The sequence below is a fragment of the Modestobacter roseus genome (assembly GCF_007994135.1).
Lineage (GTDB): Bacteria > Actinomycetota > Actinomycetes > Mycobacteriales > Geodermatophilaceae > Modestobacter > Modestobacter roseus.
On sequence record NZ_VLKF01000001.1, the window covers coordinates 26783 to 47711 of the forward strand.

Genomic DNA, 20929 nt, shown 5'->3' on the forward strand with positions numbered 1-20929 from the left:
GACATGAGCGCCATCCGGCAGACCACCAACAAGAGCCTGATGCTCTTCTCCGGGCGCGCGTACCCGGAGCTGACCGACGAGATCGCCGGGCACCTGGGCGTCACCCCGACCCCGACCGCGGCCTACGAGTTCGCCAACGGCGAGCTGTTCGTCCGCTTCGAGGAGTCGGTGCGCGGGTGCGACGCCTTCGTGGTGCAGAGCCACACGGCGCCGATCAACACCTGGCTCATGGAGCAGCTGATCATGGTCGACGCGCTCAAGCGCGCCTCGGCCAAGCGGATCACCGTCGTCGCCCCGTTCTTCCCCTACGCCCGGCAGGACAAGAAGCACCGCGGCCGCGAGCCGATCTCCGCCCGGCTGGTCGCCGACATGTTCAAGACCGCCGGCGCCGACCGGCTGATGACCGTCGACCTGCACACCGCGCAGATCCAGGGCTTCTTCGACGGCCCCGTCGACCACCTGTTCGCCATGGACCTCCTCATCGAGGAGGTCAAGCGCAAGTGGGGCGACCGCGACCTCACCGTCGTCTCGCCCGACTCGGGCCGGGTCCGGGTCTCCGAGCGGTGGAGCGACAAGCTCGGCGGCACCCCGCTGGCCTTCATCCACAAGACCCGCGACGTCAGCCGGCCCAACGAGGTCGTCGCCAACCGCGTCGTCGGTGAGGTCGAGGGCCGGGTCTGCATCCTGGTCGACGACATGATCGACACCGGCGGCACCATCGCCAAGGCCGCCGAGACCCTCTTCGCCTCCGGCGCCGCCGACGTGATCATCGCCGCCACACACGGCGTGCTCTCCGGCCCGGCCGTCGACCGGCTCAAGAACAGCCGGGTCAGCGAGGTCATCGTCACCAACACGCTGCCCATCGAACCGTCCCGCCGGTTCGACAAGCTGACCGTGCTCTCCATCGCCCCTCTCCTCGGCCGCGCCATCAAGGAGGTCTTCGAGGACGGCTCGGTGACGAGCCTGTTCGGGGGAGCTAGTTAAGTTGCGACCCTCCGGGCCGCATCGCGGCCAGGAGCCGTGCCCGACGTGAGTTGAGCCGTTGCCCGCCGCGTCGGCAGGGACCCTCCGGGCCCCGTGCCGGCGCGGCGGACGGCCGTTCCGGCCGGGGACCGTCCTGCCCGTCCCGGCGGGAGCCTGCGGCCCCGCGCCGCCCCGGGCAGTCGTCCCTCCGGGACGGGCGGTCCCGTCCCCCCGCTGGTTGCGTCGGGGCTCGGTGTCGGTTCCGATGGCTCGCTTCCGATCGTCTTCCTGTAACCTCGGTCGAGTTGCCCGGCGAGGGAGCGGTTCTCCGACTCCGTGATCGACGTGCGCCTGCCCTCCAGGGTGTGCCGCGCTCGTGCGCCTGAGCACACAGTCCGATCCACCTGTTGAGGAGCACACCACCGTGGCTGACTTCCGCCTCGCCGCCGAGCCCCGCACCGAGTTCGGCAAGGGCAGCGCCCGCCGCACCCGCCGGGCCGGCCGCATCCCCGCCGTCATGTACGGACACGGCCAGGACGTCGTCCACCTGTCCCTGCCGGCGCTCGAGTTCGCCGCCGTGCTGCGCAACGGCGGCACCAACGCGCTGATCACCGTCGCCCTGGACGGCAAGGACCAGCTCGTGCTGATCAAGGCCGTGCAGCGCGACCCGTTGACCCGCGTGCACGAGCACGTCGACCTCGTCGTCGTGCGCCGCGGCGAGAAGGTCACCGTCGACGTGCCGGTCGTCATCACCGGCCAGGCCGCCCCCGACGCGATCAGCAACCACCAGCTGAACAGCGTCTCCCTCGAGGCCGACGCGACGAACCTGCCCGAGTCGATCGAGGTCGACATCACCGGCCGCACCGCCGGCAACGGCATCACCGCCGGCGACCTGACGCTGCCGGCCGGCGCCACGCTGATCACCGACCCGGAGGCGCTGGTCATCGGCTTCCTGGGCGCACCCACCGCCGCCGAGCTCGAGGCCGAGCTGGAAGAGGCCGAGGCCGAGGCCGGCATCGAGCGCGAGGAGTCCGACGCCGACGGCGACGTCGTCCCGGAGCCGTCCGACCAGGGCAGCGGCGAGTCGATGGACGCCGCCTCGAACTCCGCCGACAACTGAGTCCTGCGCTGAGCGAGAGCACGACCCGCAGGGGCGCCGGCACTGCCGGCGCCCCTGCGGCGTCTCCCGTCCCCGTGCCCCCCGTGTCGGAGGGGCCGTTCCTCGTCGTCGGGCTGGGCAACCCCGGCCCCGGCTACGCCGGCAACCGGCACAACGTGGGCGCCATGGTGCTCGTCGAGCTGGCCGCCCGGGCCGGGGTGAAGCTCTCCGCAGGCAAGGGGCCCCGCTCCCGGGCGCTGTCCGGTGAGGGCCGCCTGGCCGGCCGCCGGGTGGTCCTGGCCCAGCCGCTCACCTACATGAACGAGTCCGGTGGTCCGGTGCGCGGGTTGCTGGACTACCACCACCTCCCCGCCACCGACCTGGTCGTGGTGCACGACGAGCTGGACATCGCCTTCGAGGCGGTCCGGCTCAAGCGCGGCGGGGGAGAGGGCGGACACAACGGGCTCCGCTCCATCACCCGGTCCACCGGCACCAAGGACTACCTGCGGGTGCGCGTCGGCATCGGCCGCCCGCCCGGGCGCCAGGACCCCGCGGACTTCGTCCTCAAGGACTTCTCCGCCACCGAGCGAAAGACCCTCGACCTGCTGATCGTCGAGGCGGCGGACGCCACCGAGCTGCTCCTGGAGCGCGGCCTGGAGGCCGCGCAGAACGTGGTGCACCCCCGCAGCTGACCGATCCGGTCACTCTCCGCCAGGTGCGAACGGGTGACTGCCGCCTCCCAAAGGGTGAACGTCCCGCCGGCCGATTGCTGTGTGTTGCACCTTTCTGTGATCGTCACTGTGCGTTGTCGCGGGCGCCATCTCCGGGTCATGAAACCCGATGGATCCGGCCCCGACGGCAGCTTCCACACGCTGAGTGATCGACCGGGGGGGACCATGCTGCTGCTGCGCACCGAGTCGACGGAGGCCGTCACCCGCCTCGTGCCCTCCCCGCGCACCGACGGCGATGCCACCGCTCCCCGGCTGACCATCGGCCCCGCGGCCCGCCGCGAGCGGACGGCCTGGGTCGGCCGGCACCGGCTCGGCCTGGTCGCCGTCGAGACCGGCCTCGCCGGCGCGGCCGGTGCCGCCGTGCTGGTCGCCCGGGACGGCGCCACCGGTGGCGCGCTGTGGTGGGCCTGCCTGTCCCTGGTGGTCGTCTGGCCGCTGCTGCTCGGTGCCACCGGCGCCCACCAGGAGCGGTTCTTCGGTGTGGGCAGCGACGAGTTCCGCCGGATCGGCCGCGCCGGCCTGCTGCTGCTCGCCGGACTCGGCTTCCTCAGCTACGCCGCCGCGCTCGAGCTCAGCCGGGCCCTGGTCGTCGTCGCCGTCCCGCTGCTGACCCTGGCGACCCTCGTCGCGCGGTACGCCGCCCGCCGTCGGCTGCACCGGCGGCGACTGCGCGGGGAGTGCACGAAGCGGGTCGTCGTCGTCGGCCGTGGCGGCGCCGCACTGGAGCTGGTCGACCGGTTGCGCAGCACCGGCCACGCGGGACTGGACGTCGTCGCCCTGTGCGTCACCCCCGCCGACCGGGGGCGCGTCGCCCAGGTCACCGACCTGCCCGTCGCCGGCCTCGACGACGTCCTGGCGACGGCTGCCCGCACCGGTGCCGACACCGTCGCGGTGACCTCCGCCTCGGAGACCGCCGCCCAGTACCTGCGGGCACTGTCCTGGCAGCTGGAGGGCACCGGGCTGGAGCTGCTCGTCGCCCCCGGCCTGGTCGAGGTGGCCGGTCCGCGGCTGCACATCCGGCCCTTCGAGGGGCTGCCGCTGCTCGCGGTGGAGCAGCCCCGGTTCGAGGGCTGGCGCCGGGTGGTCAAGGGCGCCCTGGACCGCTCGGTGGCGCTCACCGCGCTCGTCGCGCTGGCCCCGGTGTTCGCCGCCCTGGCGGTCGCCGTCCGGCTCTCCGGACCCGGCCCGGTCTTCTTCCGTCAGCAGCGGGTGGGCGTCGGCGGCGCGGGGTTCACCATGCTCAAGTTCCGCAGCATGGTCGACGGTGCGCACCGCCAGGTCGCCGGCCTCTCCGACGGCAACGACGCCGACGGGCTGCTGTTCAAGATGCGCTCGGACCCCCGGGTCACCCCCGTCGGCCGGTGGCTGCGCCGGCTCTCGCTGGACGAGCTGCCGCAGCTGGTCAACGTGCTCACCGGGTCGATGTCGCTGGTCGGGCCGCGCCCACCGCTGCCCGAGGAGGTCGCCCGCTACGACTCCTCGGTGAGCCGACGGCTGCTGGTCCGCCCCGGGCTCACCGGCCTGTGGCAGATCTCCGGCCGCAGCGACCTCGCCTGGGAGGAGGCGGTCCGGCTCGACCTGCGCTACGTGGAGAACTGGTCGCTGGCGCTGGACGCCCAGATCCTCTGGAAGACCGCCCGCGCGGTGGTCTCCGCCAGCGGGGCCTACTGAGCGTCGGGGGCGACCCGGTCGGGTGACGCGAGTTGCTCGCGAGCCTTCCTCCCTCCGGGTGACGGCAGCGTCGCAGACGGCGACGTGAGCCTCCCGGCGGGGCAGGGTCGGAGCCGGAGCGGCCGGTCCCTGCACCGGCCCACCGCGTCCGGACCCGCCCGGACCGGGACCACGCACCCCTGACGGGGTCGCTGACCGCACCACCGGAGAAGGGGAGCCGCAGACCATGCCATCCAGGAGGTCGCACCCGCTCCGCATCGCGCTCGTCGGGACCCGGGGGGTCCCGGCCCGCTACGGGGGCTTCGAGACCGCGGTCGAGGAGGTCGGCCGCCGGCTCGCCGACGCCGGCCACGACGTCGTCGTCTACTGCCGGACGGCGGAGGGCCAGCCGCGCCCGGCCACCCACCTGGGCATGCGCCTGGTGCACCTGCCGGCGCTGCGCCGCCGGTCGCTGGAGACGCTCAGCCACACCGGGCTCTCGGTGGCCCACCTGCTCACCCACCGGGTCGATGCCGCCGTGGTGTTCAACGCCGCGAACGCGCCCTGGCTCCCGCTGCTGCGCGCCGCCCGCATCCCGGTCGCCACCCACGTGGACGGCCTGGAGTGGAAGCGCGCCAAGTGGGGCGGGGCCGGCAAGCGCTACTACCGGGTGGTCGAGGCGCTGTCGGTCCGGTGGTCGGACGCGCTGATCGCCGACGCGCAGGGCATCGCCGACTACTACCGCGACGAGTTCTCCGCACCGACCGAGCAGATCGCCTACGGCGCTCCGAAGCTCGACGACCCGGCCGACGGCAAGCTCGCCGAGGTCGGCCTCACCGCCGGCGGGTTCCACCTGGTCGTGGCCCGCTTCGAGCCGGAGAACCACGTCGACGTCATCGTCGACGGGTATCGGCGCAGCGACGCCCGCCTCCCGCTGGTCGTGGTCGGCTCCGCCCCGTACGCCGACGACTACACCCGCCGCGTGCACGCGCTCGCCGACGACCGGGTGCGGTTCCTCGGTGGCGTCTGGGACCAGGAGCTGCTCGACCAGCTCTACCGGCACTGCGCCACCTACCTGCACGGTCACTCGGTGGGCGGGACCAACCCCTCGCTGCTCCGCGCCATCGGCGCCGGCGCGGCCACCACCGCCTACGACGTCTCCTTCAACCGTGAGGTGCTGGAGACCAGTGGCCGGTACTTCCGGACCGCCGGCGACGTCGCCACCGCCCTGGCCGAGTCCGAGGCCGACGTCGCGGGCACGCGGCGGCGCGGCAAGCGGGCCCGGCTGCTGTCGGCCCGCTACGACTGGGACCACGTGGCGACGGCCTACGAGGCGCTGTGCCGGCGGCTCGCGGCCCGCGACTTCCCGCGCTCCCGGCCCAGCGGCCGGCGGCTCCGGCTCGAGCCGGCCGCCTCGTCCGTCGATCGCGAGCCGGCAGTGCTGCGGCCGCGCCCCGCGCCCGCGCCGGCTCCCCGCACCCCCGTCCGCGCCGCCGAGCGACCCGTGCCGCACGCGGCCGCCGACGCGCCGTCCGCCCGGTCGGCCGGGGCATGAGCGACGTCCTGGACCGGGCCGACCCGGCGCCCCGGCCGAGCGCAGGCGGGGAGTCCCTGCGGACGACCGTCCGCCGGCTGAGCACCGCGCAGAAGGGTGCGACGGGGGCACCGGCCTACTCGCGGTTCGTGAACCGGAAGCTCGGCCGGCTGCTCGCGGCGCTGGCCTTCCACGCCCGGCTCACCCCGAATGCCGTCACCGGCATCAGCGCGCTGTTCACGTTCTCGGGGATCGCGGTGCTGGCGCTGGTCCCGCCGTCGGGCTGGACGGGTCTGCTGGTGGCCGGCTGCCTGGTGCTGGGCTATGCGTTCGACTCGGCGGACGGGCAGCTGGCACGGCTGCGCGGCGGGGGCTCCCCGGCCGGGGAGTGGCTCGACCACATGGTCGACGCGCTCAAGATCGCCAGCCTGCACCTGGCGCTGCTGGTCGGGCTGTACCGCTTCGAGCCGGTCGAGCGCGGGCCGTGGCTGCTGCTGCCGCTGGGCTTCTCGGTCGTCTCGGTGGTGCTCTTCTTCGGCACCCTGCTCAACGAGTCGCTGCGCGCCCAGCACGGTGCCCGCACCCGTGCTGCGAGGACCGCGGGGGAGCGGCCCAGCGTGCTGCGCTCGCTCGTCGTCGTGCCCACCGACTACGGACTGCTGTGCCTGGTCTTCGTGCTGCTCGGCGCACCGGTGGTCTTCCTGACCGCTTACGCCCTGCTGTGTCTGGCCACGGCGGGCTACCTCGCCCTGGCGTCCGTGAAGTGGTTCTCCGAGATGGGTGGGTTGGCGTGACGAGTTCCTCCCCCGTGGGCGAGCAGCCGCTCGCACCGCGCCCCCGGCGGCGTGTCCGCGGCCTGCTGCTCGGTGCTGCGCTCGCCGCGGTCCTGGTCGCCGCGGTGGTCCTCGCCGTGGTCCTGGTGGGCCGGGACGGGGCGGACGCGGCCCCGGGGCGACCGGCGGGTGCCTCCACCGCGCCGAGCACCGCGCCGAGCACCGCGCCGGCACCGTCCGCCGCGGCCGGGCCGGAAGACACCGCGGACGCAGGACCCGGTGCCGGCTCCGACCCGGGCGCCGGCCAAGGCGCCGAGCAGGACGCGGAGCCGGCCGGGTCCGTGCTGCCGCCTGCCCTGCCGGCGGTCCCCCTCGACGCGGTGTCGGCAGCGCAGGACGGCACCTCCGCCCGCGTCACCGGTGTCGAGTCGATCGACGGATCGGGGACGGGTCCGGGCAACGTCGGTGGCCCGGCCCTGCGGGTGGGGCTCCGCATCGTCAACGGGTCCACCGGACCGTTGCCGCTCGACGCGGTCGTGGTCGAGCTCTTCCACAGCGGCGGGGCGATCCCGGCCTCGCCGCTCGAGGACCCTTCCCGCAGGCCGTTCTCGGGCACGCTCGCCCCGGGGGAGAGCGCCGACGGCGTGTACGTCTTCAGCGTCCCGCAGGACGGCCGGGACCTCATCCGGGTGTCGGTCGCCTACCAGCCGGGATCGCCGTTCCTCGTCTTCACCGGCAGCCCGGCCTAGCTCCCTGCCGCCCCTCGGTCGGGGCACACCCAGGTGCACCCGTGCGCGCCCCGCGCTGCACGGGTGCACCTGCACGTACCGGCTCGGGCCGGTGCACGTCCACCCGGCCGCGGCCGTCCGCGGCCGTCCGCGGCCGTCCGCGGACCCGCTCACCCGCTCCGGCGGGAACACGGTCGATGGGGGTCCGTGCGGTCGTGCCCGGCCGCCCGGGACGGGTGGGTGGGCACACGTCCTCCTCACGCCCGGTGACCTCCGTCTTGCGGAGATCTTGCGGTTCACCAGGGCATTGTCACCGGTTCAGGGGATGTCGGGCTGGCGATCGTCACCCTTAGTGTTCATCCGGTGGGTCGCGTGAACGTCATGCGGGCCGTGGATGACGGGGGAACCCAAGAGTGTCTGCACGAGTGAGCGCGAGTCCGCGAGGACTGGTCGCAGCGGTCATGAGCATGCTCCTCATGTTCGGGGCGGTCGGGGGTGCGCTGTTCCCGTCCACCGCCCGCGCCGACTGGGCGCCGGCCGAGCCCGGCAACCCGGTGACCCCCACGACCGTGACCGCCGACGCGCTGCCGACGGTGCAGATCAACGGCGTGGCGTGGGCACAGGTCGTCATCGGCAACACCGTGTACGTCGGTGGCCGGTTCACCAGCGCCCGGCCGGCCGGTGTCCGGGAGGGGACGCAGGAGTCCGCCCGTACGCACCTGCTCGCCTACGACATCCGCAGCGGTGACCTCATCACCTCCTTCGCGCCCACCCTGGACGGGCAGGTGCTGGCGCTCGCGGCATCGCCGGACGGCTCCCGCCTGTACGTCGGGGGCGACTTCTACACCGTCGACGGGAAGGCCCGCTCCCGCGTCGCGGCCTTCGACGTCGCCACCGGCCAGCTGAGCTCCACCTTCCGCCCCGCGGTCACCGGCCAGGTCCGGGCCATCGCCGCGTCGCAGTCCACCGTCTACCTCGGCGGTGGCTTCTCCGCGGTGGGCACGGAGGGGCGCAACCGCCTCGCTGCCGTGTCCGCGGGCAACGGCGAGCTGCTGCCCTGGGCGCCGCAGCCGGGCGTGGGCTCCACCGCGGGCAACACGCTGCCCAACAACAACCCGGCCAACAAGCTGACCAGCAACGACGTCATGGCGATCACGCTCGCCGGCCCGGCCGGCCAGGTCGTCGTCGCGGGCCGGTTCGACTCGCTGAACGACGTCAAGGCCACCGGTGTCGGTGCGCTCGACGGTGTGACCGGGGAGACGCGACCGTTCGCGGTGAACACCCGGATCAGCAACCAGGGCGTCAACGCCTCCATCTGGAGCCTGAGCACCGACGGCACCAACGTCTACGGCACCGGCTACGACTACTACGGGCCGGGGAACCTGGAGGGCCAGTTCGCGGCCCGCGCCGACGGCGGTGAGGCATTGTGGTTCAACACGTGCCTCGGTGACTCGTACTCGAGCTGGCCGGTCGGTGGGGCCCTGTACGTCGCGGGCCACTCGCACGACTGCAGCACGATCGCGGCCTTCCCCGAGCAGAATCCCCGGATCCACCAGTTCGGCACCGCGCTGAGCATCGAGCCCGCCGGTCAGATCGTCACCAGCAACCGGCCCGGTCCCTCGCTGGTCGGCCAGCGCTCCCCGCGCCTGCAGTCCTGGCTGCCGGACTTCGTCGCCGGTACGTACACCCAGCAGTACCAGGCGGGCTGGAGCGTCTCGGGCAACAGCGACTACGTCGTCTACGCCGGTGAGTTCCCCTCCGTGAACGGCACCGCCCAGCAGGGCCTCGTGCGCTTCGCGGCAGCCGCGCTGGCGCCCGGCAAGGTGGGGCCGACGGCGGGCACCGCGACCTTCGCACCCGCGGCGACCCTCGTCCCGGGCGCCGTCCGGCTGTCGTGGAAGGCCGCCTACGACAACGACAACGCGAACCTGACCTACCGCGTGTACCGGGACAGCGACACGGTCGCCCCGGTGTGCGAGATCGTCCGCCCCTCCACGTGGTGGGACCGGCCGACCCTGGGGTGCGTCGACACCGGCGCGACCGCCGGCGCGCACCGCTACCTGGTCACCGCGACCGACGCCTCCGGCAACCGGCTGGCCTCGTCCTGGACGACGGTCACGGTCGGTGCCGAGAACAGCGGCACCGCGAGCGCCTACGCCGCGCTGGTCTCCCGCGACGGTGCGATCGGGCACTGGCGGCTGGGCGAGACGGCGCCGGGCACGGCGTACGACGTGGCCGGTGGTGACGACCTGCGGATCGGCAGCCTGGTCACCCGCGGCCAGGCCGGTGCCCTCGCCGGTGACCCCGACGGGGCATTCGCCTTCCGCGGGTCGTCGAGCAGCGCCCTGACCTCGCAGGCGCGGGTGGCCGCCCCGATGACCTTCTCCGTGGAGGCGTGGTTCCGCACGACCTCGCGCACCGGCGGGAAGATCGTCGGGTTCGGCAACTCGGCCAGCGGCACCAGCGGCAGCTACGACCGGCACGTGGTGATGGACCGCACCGGCAACCTGCACTTCGGCGTCTACCCCGGCTACGAGTCCACCGTGAGCACCACCACGCCGCTCAACGACGGCACGTGGCACCACGTGGTGGCGACCCTCGGGAGCGGCGGGCAGAGCCTCTACGTCGACGGTGCCCTGGTCGGCACCAAGCCGGTCCACGCTGCCGAGCGGTACTCCGGCTACTGGCGGATCGGCGGTGACTCGGTGTGGAGCGGCATGGGCTCGCAGTGGTTCACCGGGCTGATCGACGAGGTCGCCGTGTACCCCGTCGCGCTCACGGCCGGCCAGGTCGCCACGCACGTGCAGACCGGGCGGACGGGTGTCGCCCCGAACATCGCACCAACGGCGTCCTTCACGGCCGACTCCACCGACCTCGCGGTCGCCCTCGACTCCGCTGCCTCGGCGGACCGCGACGGCGAGGTGGTCGGCCGGGCATGGGACCTGGGTGACGGGTCGACGGCCACGGGCACCACCGTGCGGCACGTCTTCGACGCCCCCGGCACCTACGACGTGCGGCTCACCGTCACCGACGACGACGGCGCAACCGCGACCACCACGCGCCAGGTGACCGTCACCGCGGCGCCGGTGGGGCCGGGGTCCGTCGCGGCCGACGCCTTCGGCCGGGTGGTCGCCCAGGGCTGGGGCAACGCCGACCTGGGCGGGGCCTGGGCGACGCTGGGGGCCACCTCGGTGTCCGGCGGCACGGGGCGGCTCGACCCGCCGGCGGGTCAGAGCGCCTCGGCGACCCTGAACGCGGTCCGGCGCATGGACACCGCCGTGCAGGCGGCCGTCACGTTGCCCTCGGCCCCCACCGGTGGTGGGACCTACCTGAGCGTGGCGACCCAGCGGGTGGGCACCAGTGACTACCGCGCGAAGCTGTACTTCACCGCGACCGGTCGGGTCGACGTGATGCTCGTCCGGATGCTGGACGGGGTCGAGACCATCCTCGGCGGGTACGCCCTCCCGGGCAGCTACACCCCGGGGACGTCCCTGACGGTGCGCTTCGAGACCAGCGGCGCGTTCCCGACGACGCTCCGGACGAAGGTGTGGGCGACCTCGGCGGGCGAGCCCGCCGACTGGGGGATCACCCGGACCGACGACACGACGGCGCTCCAGCGCAGCGGTTCGGTCCTGCTCTACACCTACACCTCCGGCAGTGCGACGCGGGCGTCCACCGTGCTCGTCGACGACCTGCGCGTCGAGCCCGCCGGCACCGTGGTGGTGCCGAACGTCCCGCCGACGGCCTCCTTCACCGCTTCGGCGACCGGGCTGGCCGTCGCCGTCGACGGCTCGGCGTCCACCGATGCGGACGGCGCCGTCACCGCCCTGACGTGGGACTTCGGCGACGGTGCGACGGGGACGGGTGCCAGGGCCACGCACACCTACGGCACCGCGGGCACCTACACGGTCCGGCTGACCGTCACCGACGACGACGGCGACACCGGGACGACGACCCGGCAGGTCACGGTGGCTGCTCCGCCGCCGCCGGCCGGTTCCCTCGCCGCCGACGCGTTCGACCGCCGGGTCACCACCGGCTGGGGTGCTGCCGACATCGGTGGCGACTGGACGACCGTGGGTGCGACGTCGGTGTCCGACGGGGTGGGGCGGCTGACCCCGGTGCCTGGGCAGAGCTCCTCCGCCCGGCTGGCAGGCATCTCCCGGACCGACGTCTCGGTGCGGACCACGGTCTCCCTCCAGGAGGCGGCCACCGGTGGCGGCACGTACGTCAGCGTCGCCACGCGGCAGGTCGGTGCCAGCGACTACCGGGTGAAGCTGCGCTTCACGGCCGCAGGGCCGGTGGAGGTCATGCTGGTCCGCATGCTCGGTGGCACCGAGACCGTCCTGGGCGGCTACGCCCTCCCGGGCACCTACCGGCCGGGGACGCCCCTGGCCGTCGCGTTCGAGGCGACCGGCAGCGCGCCGACGACCCTGAACGTGAAGGTGTGGGCGGCAGGCTCCGTGGAGCCGGCCGGCTGGGGCCTGTCCCGGACCGACGCGACGGCATCGCTGCAGCGCCCTGGCGCGGTGTACCTGTACGCCTACACCTCGGGGAGCGGGACCCGCGCCTCCGCGGTGCTCGTGGACGACCTGGTGGCCCTCGAGGTCGGCGGCGCGCCGCAGCCCGAGCCCCAGCCGGAGCCCCAGCCCCAGCCCGAGCCCCAGCCGGAGCCGGCGCCGAACGTCGTGCCGGTGGCTGCCTTCGAGGCGCTCCCGACCGGTCTGGACGTGGCCGTCGACGGTTCCGGCTCGAGCGACCGCGACGGCCGGGTCACCGCCTGGTCCTGGGAGTTCGGGGACGGAGCCACCGCGACCGGCACCACCGCCGCCCACTCCTACCGCGCGGCCGGCACCTACACGGTCCGGCTGACCGTGACCGACGACCGCGGGGCCACGGCGACGACCTCGCGGGAGATCACCGTCAGCGCACCGCAGCCCCCGGTCGGGCCCCTGGCCGCCGATGCCTTCGAACGGGCGGTCACCGGCGGCTGGGGCGAGGCCGACACCGGCGGTCCGTGGGTGATCGGCGGCCTCGCCGCCAACGCCTCGGTGGTCGACGGTGCGGGACAGCTGCAGGGCGGCGCCGGGCAGGGGACCAGTGCCACGCTGGGCAGCTTCTCCGGCAGTGACGTCGCAGTCCAGGCGGAGCTGACGCTCCCGCAGGTGGCGACGGGCGGCGGCACCTACGTCAGCCTGGGCACCCAGCGGGTCGGGTCGAACGACTACCGGGTGAAGCTGCGCTTCACGTCGGCCTCCTACGTCGAGGTGATGCTGGTCCGCGTGGTCGGGGGCGTCGAGACGGTGCTCGGGGGCACCGGTCTGCCGGGCGGCTACGCGCCCGGCTCGAGCCTGGCGGTCCGCTTCGAGACCAGCGGCACCGGCACCGGCGCCACGACGGTGCAGGCCAAGGTCTGGCGCACCGCCAGCGCCGAGCCGAGCTCCTGGTCGATCAGCCGGACGGACGAGTCGGTGGCCCTGCAGCGGGCCGGCGCGGTCTTCGTCGACCAGTACGTCTCCGGCAGTGCGAGCGCACCGTCGGTCGTGCGGGTCGACAACCTCTGGGTCGGTCCGTCGGGTACCGGCCCGTCGACGCGGTGACCCCGGTGCCCGCGGCTAGCGTGTCCGCGGTGAACCCGACGGACGAGACGCGCGCGGGCGGCGGTGGGCCGCGCAGGCTCGGCGTCGTGGTGGTCAACTACGGCTCCAGCGACCTGCTCCGCCGGAACCTGGCCGGTGCCGCCGCGCTGGGCGACGACGTCCGGGTCGTCGTCGTCGACAACCGGAGCACCTCGGAGGAGCGCTCGGCCGTGACCGAGCTGGCGGCGCAGCGTGGCTGGGAGCTCGTCGCGTCCCCGGGCAACCCCGGGTTCGGGGCCGCCACCAACGCGGGGATCGCGCGGGCCAGGGAGCTCGGCTGTGTCACCTTCTGCTGCCTCAACCCCGACGCGGTCGTGTCCCCCGAGGTGCTCGCCGAGCTCCGGAGGGCGAGCCTGGCCGACCCGGAGGCCCTGGTGGCGCCCCGGCTGGTCGACTCGTCCGGGCGGACCGTCTTCGCCGGCTCGACGGTGGGTCTGCGCGACGGCCGCACCGGGTCCCCGACCGGTACCGCACGCTCGCGGGGTCCGGTGGAGGAGTGGCTGACCGGCGCCTGCCTGGTCATCTCCGCGGTGATGGTGGACCGGACGGGGGGCTACGCCGAGGACTACTTCCTCTACTGGGAGGACGTCGACCTCAGCCACCGCGTGCAGGTCGCCGGCGGTCACCTCGTCGTGCGCCACGACCTGCTGGCCGTCCACGACGAGGGGGGCACCCAGGGCGAGCGGCAGGGGCGGGCCAAGTCCGACCTCTACTACCGCTACAACTGCCGCAACCGGCTGCTCTTCGCGGCGCGCAACCTCGGCCGCGGCGATCTGGTGCGCTGGGTGGTCCGCACCCCGGTGACCAGCTGGGAGATCCTCCTCCGCGGGGGGCGGCGCCAGCTGCTCCGTTCACCGCGCCCGCTGCTGGCGGCGGCCCGGGGCTCGCTGAGCGGTCTGGTGATCGCGCTCCTCGCGCTGGTCCGCCCCGGCGGGTGGACCGACGCCAGCAGGTCGGTGCTGGTCGCGCACCCCGGCGCCGAGCTGTACGGCTCGGACCGGGTGCTGCTCGAGTCGGTGGAGGCGCTGCTCGGCGCGGGACCGGTCACGGTGGCGCTCCCCGGGGAGGGCCCCCTGGCCGTGGAGCTGCGTGCGCGCGGGGCCCGGGTCCGGATCGTCGCCATGCCGGTCCTGCGCAAGGCGGCGCTGCGTCCCAGGGGTGCGGTCCGGCTGCTCGGGGACGCCCTGCGTGGTCTCCTGCCGGCGGCCCGCCTGATCCGTTCCGCGGGACGAGGCGGGGTCTACGTCAGCACCGTCACGGTGCCCAGCTGGGTCGTCCTCGCCCGTCTGCTGCGCCGCCGGGTGGTCTGCCACGTGCACGAGGCGGAGCGGGCCGCCCCCCTCCTGGCTCGCCGGGTGCTGGCCGTCGGGCCGTGGCTGGCCGACGCCGTCGTGGTGAACAGCCGGTTCAGCCTCGGCGTGCTCGGCGAGGTCGCACCCGGGGTCGAGGACCGGAGCACGGTGGTCTACAACGGGATCCGCGGCCCGGTCGCCGTCGTGCCGCCGCGGGACGAGCTGGACGGGCCGGTCCGGCTGCTCTTCGTGGGGCGGCTCAACCCCCGCAAGGGGCCCCAGGTCGCGGTGGCCGCGCTGCGCGAGCTCACCGACCGCGGCGTCGACGCCCGGCTGGCACTGCTCGGCTCGGTCTTCCCGGGCTACGAGGAGTTCGAGGCAGAGCTGCACGCCACGGTGGCCGCCGCCGGTCTCGACGACCGGGTCGATTTCCTCGGTTTCCACGCCGACGTGTGGCCCGTGGTGGCCGGCGCGGACGTCGTCCTCATCCCCTCGGTGCTCGACGAGCCGTTCGGCAACACGGCGGTGGAAGCGGTGCTGGGTGCCCGTCCGGTGGTCGTCAGCGACACCAGCGGGCTGCGGGAGGCAGCCGCCGGCTACGGCAGTGCGCAGGCGGTCGACCCGCAGCGCCCCGCCCTCTGGGCCGATGCGGTCGAGCGCGTCGTGGCGCAGTGGCCCAGTTTCCGCGAGCAGGCGCTCGAGGACGCGGGTGCGGCCCGGCGTCGGCACGACCCGGCCGCCTACCAGGAGGTGGTGGCCACGCTCGTGCGAGGTGCGACCGGTGCCGGCCGGGCCGCCGTGCCCCCGGTCGGGAGCACGGCGTGAGCGCCGAGCCGATCGGGGTCACGATCGCCGTGCCGACCTTCCGGCGTCCGGACGACCTGCGGTCGCTCATCCCGCTCCTGCAGGACCAGGCCGCGGAGGCGAGCGCTGGGGGCCGGTACGCCGTCGACGTGCTGGTGGTCGACAACGACCCCGTGGGCAGCGCCGCCGAGGCGGCGGACGCGTTCCCCGGAGTGCGCTACGTCGGTGAACCGCGGCCGGGCATCGCCGTGGTGCGGAACCGGGCACTCGACGAGGCGTCCGGCTCGCTGCTGGCCTTCATCGACGACGACGAGCGGCCGTGCCCGGGCTGGCTGGCCGAACTGCTCGCCACCTGGACCACGACGGGCGCGGCAGCCGTGTCCGGCCGGGTGCTCGCCGACTACGCCGGGGACCTCGACCCCTGGATCCGGGCCGGCGACTTCTTCGTGCGCCGGCGGATGCCGACCGGCAGCGAGATCGACGTCGCAGCGGCGGGCAACCTGCTCCTCGACCTCCGGCAGGTGCGCGGCTCCGGCGTCCGCTTCGAGTCCGCCCTCGGGCTCGGCGGCGGTGAGGACACGCTCTTCAGCCGCTCGCTCGCCCGCGCCGGAGGACGGATGGTGTGGAGCGACGAGTCCGCGGTGGTCGACCGGGTCCCGCTGGAGCGGATGACCCGGCGCTGGGTCCTCACCCGGGCGTGGAGCCACGGCAACGCCAGCGTGCTCACCGACCTCCGGCTCAGCCGCGGTCCGGCCGACCGGGTACGGATCCGGGTCCGGTCGGTGGCCCGCGGCCTGGTCCGGATGGGTGGGGGCGGGGCGCGCTGGTGCTGGGGCACCGTCCGGGGGTCGCTGCGGCACCGGGCGAGGGGGCTGCGGGCGGTCCTCCGCGGTGCCGGCATGGTGGGCGGTGGCCTGGGCGTCGTCTACGAGGAGTACGCGCGCAGCGGTCGGCGCTGGCGGCTGGCCCGGGTGGTGCCGCGGTGACGGCCTCCCGGCGGCAGCCGGCCCGCCGGACGGTCGTGCGCGGGCTCCGGCGAGCGGCCGGCCCGTGGGCGGGGTCCGTCGTGGCGGTGCGCACGCCCCGGCCGCAGGTCGCACTCACCTTCGACGACGGCCCGGAGCCCGGGGGCACCGATCGCATCCTCACCGCGCTGGCGGACGTGGGGGCGAGCGCCACCTTCTTCGTGCTGCTCACGCGGGTGCGACGCCACAGCGCGCTGTTCGACGAGGTCGTCGCTGCCGGTCACGAGATCGCGCTGCACGGGCTGGACCACCGGGCGCTGCCCGAGCTCCCGCCGGCCGAGGCGCGGGCGGCGCTGCGCGCCGGGCGCGCGGAGCTGGAGGACCGCACCGGGGCGGCTGTCCGGTGGTACCGGCCGCCCTACGGCCGGCAGACCCCGCGGACCTGGTGGGAGGTGGCCCGTGCCGGCATGGTGCCGGTGCTGTGGGGCCCCACCACCTGGGACTGGAAGGACGTCCCGGACGCCGAGCGGTTGGTCAAGGCGCAGGAGGGTGTGCACCCGGGGGCGATCGTCCTGGGCCACGACGGGTTCGCCGGGCCGGACGACCTCGCCTTCGACGGCCCCCCGCCGCTGCTCGACCGCGGACGACTCGTCGCGCGCGTCCTCGAGCAGTACTCGAGCCGGGGACTGCGGGCGGTCTCGCTGGGCACCGCGCTGGCCGACGGGACCGCGGTCCGCGAGGCGCGTTTCCGCAGGTGAGCCGGGGTCAGCCGCGCAGCACCCCGATCGCCTGGCGGTAGGCGGCCACGTGCGCCCGCCCGGCGTCGTCCCACTCCCGGCGGGACAGGTCGGGCCGGCCTGCCGGGGGCATCGCGCGCAGGCGGGAGACGGCGGCTGCGAGCGCCTGCCCGGTCAGCGGGCCGTCGAAGGTGAGCACCCATTCCGCCCCCACCTCCTCGGCGAGGCGGCGGTTCACCAGGTTGTCCGGGACGAGGACGGGGCGCCCCAGTGACAGGGCGGCCAGCGCGCCGCCGGAGTTGTGCATCTCCCGGTAGGGGAGGACGACGAGCTCGGCCGCCGAGATCTCGGCCACGAGCTCGGCGTCGGGCAGGAAGTCCAGCGACAGCGAGATCCTCGGGTCCGCGGCGGCGCCGGCTCGCAGTTCGTCGGCGAGCTCCCCGGACGTGGGCCGGCCGGCGATCCGCAGGCGCAACGTCGCGTCCTCCACCGACCGGAAGGCCTCGACGAGCCGGTCGACCCCCTTGTACCGGCGCACCTGCCCGACGAATGCCAGCCGGCCGGGCTGCACCTCCCGCCGGGGGTGCTCGGCGTACCAGTCGCGGTAGTGCCCGTGGACCACGGTGGCGACGGGCGTGCCGTCGTCGAGGGCGGTCGTCTCGTTGATCCGGATGCGCAGCGTGGTCCGGCGCTGCGCCCACCGGAGCAGGACCGACTGCCGCCGGGACAACCCCTGCGGGAGCTCGAGGTTGTGCACGGTCCGGACCAGCGGTGTACGGGTCACCCGCAGCCGGAGGAGGAGCAGGACGAACAGCGCCTGGCGGACGAACCGGCGCCCGGGGTCGCGACCGTCGACCAGGATCTCCGGCCAGTGCGCGTGGACGACGTCGTAGCGGGCCGTCAGCGCGCGGCGCCAGGAGAAGGTGAGGACCTCCACCCCGGGCAGGTCGTCCAGCGCGGAGCGCAGCATCACGACGTAGGGGTTGGTCGTGGGCCGGGGCTCGGGGAAGGACTGCAGCACCGTGAGGGGGCGGAGATCGGTGGACGGGTGACCGGTCATGAGCTGAGGGCCTCCCGACCGCTCGGGGTGGATGGTGGCGTCGGGGCGGCTGTGCGGCGCAGCATCGCGCGGCCGAAGGCGAGCACCCCGGACAGGTCGGCGCGCACCGTCCGGGACAGCAGGGGAGCCAGGGCGAGGGCAGCGACCCCGGCCAGGAGCGAGGCCGCTGTCGCGAGGACCGTCGGCAGCGCGGCCGCGGTGGACGCGACGACGAGGGACGCCCCGCCCGCCGGGACGGCGCAGGCCAGGATCCGCAGCGCCCCGAGGCAGAGGCTGCGGCCGGGGAACGCGGTCACGCGGGACAGCCACCACAGCGACACCGGCCACTCCAGGCAGGCCGCGAGCGCGTAGCCGGCCGCGACGCCCACCACGCCCCAGTGGCTGCCGCCGAGGACGCAGACGACCCGGAGGGACGAGGTGACCAGCGTGAAGCGGAACAGCTCGGCGCCGAGCCCGCGCGACAGGTAGACCCAGAAGCCGACGAAGGCCAGCGTCTGGGCGGCTCCCGCGATCGCCAGCAGCGCCAGGATGGGCGCCACCTCCGACCAGGTCGGGCCCAGGAGCAGGTCCACCAGCGGGCCGGCCGCGCCCGCGACGATCGCCAGCCCGGTGACGACCGTCAGCCCCAGGGCGAGCTGGGCGCGCCGGAGGTACTCGTCGAACCGCTCGGGCTCGTCCCGGAGCCGGGAGAGCACCGGGAGGGCGACGGTCGTCGCCGGGGACCGCACCTGGTTCAGCGGGGTCATGAGCAGCTGGAACCCGCGGTTGTACAGGCCGAGGGCGGATGGGTCGAACCGGAGCCCGATGGTGACGGCGTCGACGTTGTTGCTGGCGTAGCTCACCAGCTGGGTGCCCAGCAGGTGGCCGCCGAGGCGGAGCACGGGTCCCGTGCCGGCGGCCCACCGCGGCCGGCCGGGCAGCCACCCGGCCCGCCCCGCCACGACGATCAGCACGACGACCCCCTGGGTCAGCTGCTGGGCGACCAGCGACCAGTAGCCGGCGCCCCACCACGCGGCGGCGACCGCCACCAGCGCACCGGTCGCCTGCCCGGTCACGTCGGCCCCGACGAGGGCGCCGAACCGCATCCGGCGGGTGAGGGTGACCCGCGGCATCGTGGCCAGGCCGTTGAGCACGAACACCACCGACAGGGCGCAGGCGATGCCGGTCAGCTGGGGACGGTCGAACAGCGCCGACAGCAGTCCGCTCGCCGCGACCAGGAGCCCGCAGAGCGCGCAGCCGATGGCGGTGGTGGTCCAGAAGAGCGCATCGCGCACGGCCGGGGGGAGGGAGCCGGCCTGGACGGCAGCGGTGCTGATCCCCAGGTCGCGCACCATCTCGCCCACGCCCACCACGACCAGCACGATGGCCAGCAGCCCGTAGTCCTCGGGCAGCAGCAGCCGGGCGAGCAGGACGATCGAGCCGAACTGGATCGCGATCCGCAGTGCCTGGCCGGCCAGCGTGATGCCGGCGGCGCGGGCGGCGGGTGGCGGGGCGGCGGGGGTGGGCGCGGGGGCGGTGGTCACCGGAGCACCGCCTGGTCGGGCGCGATCGGTGCCGCTCCGGTGGAGGGCCGTGCGGCGTCCTGCTCGGGGAGTCCCCGGCCGGTGCCCAGGGTCAGCAGCACGACGGTGAGGACGGCGGTGGCGGTCCACTCCAGCACGTCGAAGGACAGGAACATCGCCACCATCAGCAGGGCCGCCGGCCGGGTCGCCCGGTGCCCGTGCAGGAGGCCGGCCGCGACCAGCCCGATGAGGGCGAGCGCGCCGACCAGCCCGGCCGTGGCGAAGGTGGCGACGAACTGGTTGTCCACGGCGAAGAACCCGTCGAGCTGGAGCAGGCCGGCGTCGAACAGGTCGCGCAGGGAGCCGGTCCCGCTGCCGAGCAGCGTCTGCGCCAGCGGTCGTTCCGCGAGCCGTTCGGCGGCGTCGAGCGCACCCAGCCGGTGGGTCAGCGACCCGGTCCCCTGCAGGCTCGTCACCACGCGCAGCGAGCCCACCTCGACGGTGAGCAGAGCCACCACCGCGCCGAGCAGCACGACGGTGCGCGCCACCGGCTGCACGCGGAGCGCGCCCGGTACGAGGGCGGCCACGAACACGGCCACCAGCAGCGCCAGGGCGGCGCTGCGGCTACCGGACAGGACCACGCCGAAGGCACCCCCGGCGGCGGCGAGCAGCCGCAGGGTCAGCGGCCAGCGCAGGACGGGTGAGAGCGCGAGCAGCACGCTGACGGCCATCAGGGTGCCGAAGGGGATGGGGTGGGCCATGGTCCCGGTGGCGCGGCCACCCAGCTCCGGGAGGAGCTGGTTGACCTCGAACGTGCTCCCGGCGGCGCCCAGGTAGCCCCACGGTGCCGGGGTGCCCAGCAGAGCGCTGGCGGTGGCCGCCACGAGCTGCACGACCGCGATGGCCATCACGCCACGGCTGAACCGCCGCACGTCCGCAGGGCCGGCGGAGGCCGCCAGCACGGCACAGCCCAGCAGCAGGAGCGCGGCCGACGCCGCGGTGGCCAGGTCCGCCAGCGTGCCGAAGTGGGCGACCGACAGCGTGCCGCACAGCAGGAGGACGGCGACCAGCGCGACCGGCCCGGACGGGCGCAGGCGCGCGCCGTGCCACCACAGCGCGTTCGCCACCAGCGCGAGCAGCAGCAGCGTGATCAGCCAGTTCAGCTTCGGGCTCGCCACCACGGAGGGCACGGCGGTCCAGGCCGCCATGACGGTGAGCAGGACGGTCCCGCGGCTGGTCAGCAGCGGTCCACCGGGCTCCTCGGGGGGCGGTGGCCCGGGCCGCCGCACGGCGGGTACCTCGTGCGCACCGGTGATCACGTCGTCGAGTCTGGCTGGCCCGGTGGGTGCCGACGGTGTCCTCGGGGTGGCTGCCACCCGGAAGGGTCAGCGCCGGCGCCGGGACGGGCTGCGCCCTCATCTCTTCGGGGCAGGCGCACCGCTGAGCGGACGCGGT

At 74.8% G+C, this 20929-nt stretch carries 14 protein-coding genes; 11 read left to right on the forward strand and 3 right to left on the reverse strand.

What is annotated here, in order from left to right:
- The first annotated feature begins 3 nt into the window (after positions 1-3).
- From JD78_RS00130 to JD78_RS00180, 11 genes are all read left to right on the forward strand, one after another.
- Entirely contained in the window at positions 4-984 is a 981-nt protein-coding gene (locus tag JD78_RS00130) for a ribose-phosphate diphosphokinase (protein ID WP_153358125.1), read from the forward strand.
- 403 nt (positions 985-1387) lie between these two features.
- Positions 1388-2083, forward strand: a complete 696-nt coding sequence (locus tag JD78_RS00135; protein ID WP_153358127.1) for a 50S ribosomal protein L25/general stress protein Ctc — start codon at positions 1388-1390, stop codon at positions 2081-2083.
- 74 nt (positions 2084-2157) lie between these two features.
- On the forward strand, positions 2158-2754 hold the full coding sequence (pth, locus tag JD78_RS00140; protein ID WP_228394992.1) for an aminoacyl-tRNA hydrolase: 597 nt from the start codon (positions 2158-2160) through the stop codon (positions 2752-2754).
- Positions 2755-2958: 204 nt separating this feature from the next.
- Positions 2959-4464 carry a sugar transferase gene (locus JD78_RS00145; protein WP_153358129.1) on the forward strand — a complete coding sequence of 502 codons (1506 nt, stop codon included), beginning with the start codon at positions 2959-2961 and terminating at the stop codon, positions 4462-4464.
- A gap of 226 nt (positions 4465-4690) precedes the next feature.
- Entirely contained in the window at positions 4691-5998 is a 1308-nt protein-coding gene (locus tag JD78_RS00150; protein ID WP_153358131.1) for a DUF1972 domain-containing protein, read from the forward strand.
- Positions 5995-6771 carry a CDP-alcohol phosphatidyltransferase family protein gene (locus JD78_RS00155; RefSeq protein WP_153358133.1) on the forward strand — a complete coding sequence of 259 codons (777 nt, stop codon included), beginning with the start codon at positions 5995-5997 and terminating at the stop codon, positions 6769-6771. The genes JD78_RS00150 and JD78_RS00155 overlap by 4 nt, the downstream gene beginning before the upstream one ends.
- Positions 6768-7499, forward strand: coding sequence for a DUF4352 domain-containing protein (locus tag JD78_RS00160; protein ID WP_153358135.1), 732 nt, complete (start codon positions 6768-6770; stop codon positions 7497-7499). The genes JD78_RS00155 and JD78_RS00160 overlap by 4 nt, the downstream gene beginning before the upstream one ends.
- Before the next feature lie 440 nt (positions 7500-7939).
- Positions 7940-13075, forward strand: a complete 5136-nt coding sequence (locus JD78_RS00165) for a PKD domain-containing protein (protein ID WP_228394993.1) — start codon at positions 7940-7942, stop codon at positions 13073-13075.
- Between the two features lie 29 nt (positions 13076-13104).
- Entirely contained in the window at positions 13105-15231 is a 2127-nt protein-coding gene (locus JD78_RS00170) for a glycosyltransferase (protein ID WP_153358138.1), read from the forward strand.
- On the forward strand, positions 15228-16196 hold the full coding sequence (locus JD78_RS00175; RefSeq protein WP_153358140.1) for a glycosyltransferase family 2 protein: 969 nt from the start codon (positions 15228-15230) through the stop codon (positions 16194-16196). Before JD78_RS00170 ends, JD78_RS00175 begins: the two co-directional genes overlap by 4 nt.
- Positions 16193-16933, forward strand: a complete 741-nt coding sequence (locus JD78_RS00180) for a polysaccharide deacetylase family protein (protein WP_208103929.1) — start codon at positions 16193-16195, stop codon at positions 16931-16933. The genes JD78_RS00175 and JD78_RS00180 overlap by 4 nt, the downstream gene beginning before the upstream one ends.
- A 7-nt stretch (positions 16934-16940) precedes the next feature.
- On the opposite strand, the gene JD78_RS00185 is transcribed toward JD78_RS00180, so the two are convergent.
- The 3 genes from JD78_RS00185 to JD78_RS00195 are packed head-to-tail and all read right to left on the reverse strand — an operon-like array spanning position 16941 to position 20793.
- Positions 16941-17972, reverse strand: coding sequence for a glycosyltransferase (locus tag JD78_RS00185; protein ID WP_153358142.1), 1032 nt, complete (start codon positions 17970-17972; stop codon positions 16941-16943).
- A complete protein-coding gene (locus JD78_RS00190) occupies positions 17969-19495 on the reverse strand; it encodes a lipopolysaccharide biosynthesis protein (RefSeq protein WP_166520874.1) in 1527 nt (508 codons plus the stop codon). The genes JD78_RS00185 and JD78_RS00190 overlap by 4 nt, the downstream gene beginning before the upstream one ends.
- Positions 19492-20793, reverse strand: a complete 1302-nt coding sequence (locus tag JD78_RS00195) for an O-antigen ligase family protein (protein ID WP_166520875.1) — start codon at positions 20791-20793, stop codon at positions 19492-19494. The genes JD78_RS00190 and JD78_RS00195 overlap by 4 nt, the downstream gene beginning before the upstream one ends.
- Positions 20794-20929: the final 136 nt, after the last annotated feature.

Coding starts and splice junctions, on each gene's coding strand:
- JD78_RS00145 (WP_153358129.1), top strand. CDS start 2,959: ATGCTGCTGCTGCGCACCGAGTCGACGGAGGCCGTCACCCGCCTCGTG.
- JD78_RS00155 (WP_153358133.1), top strand. CDS start 5,995: ATGAGCGACGTCCTGGACCGGGCCGACCCGGCGCCCCGGCCGAGCGCA.
- JD78_RS00165 (WP_228394993.1), top strand. CDS start 7,940: ATGAGCATGCTCCTCATGTTCGGGGCGGTCGGGGGTGCGCTGTTCCCG.
- JD78_RS00150 (WP_153358131.1), top strand. CDS start 4,691: ATGCCATCCAGGAGGTCGCACCCGCTCCGCATCGCGCTCGTCGGGACC.
- JD78_RS00130 (WP_153358125.1), top strand. CDS start 4: ATGAGCGCCATCCGGCAGACCACCAACAAGAGCCTGATGCTCTTCTCC.
- JD78_RS00185 (WP_153358142.1), bottom strand. CDS start 17,972: ATGACCGGTCACCCGTCCACCGATCTCCGCCCCCTCACGGTGCTGCAG.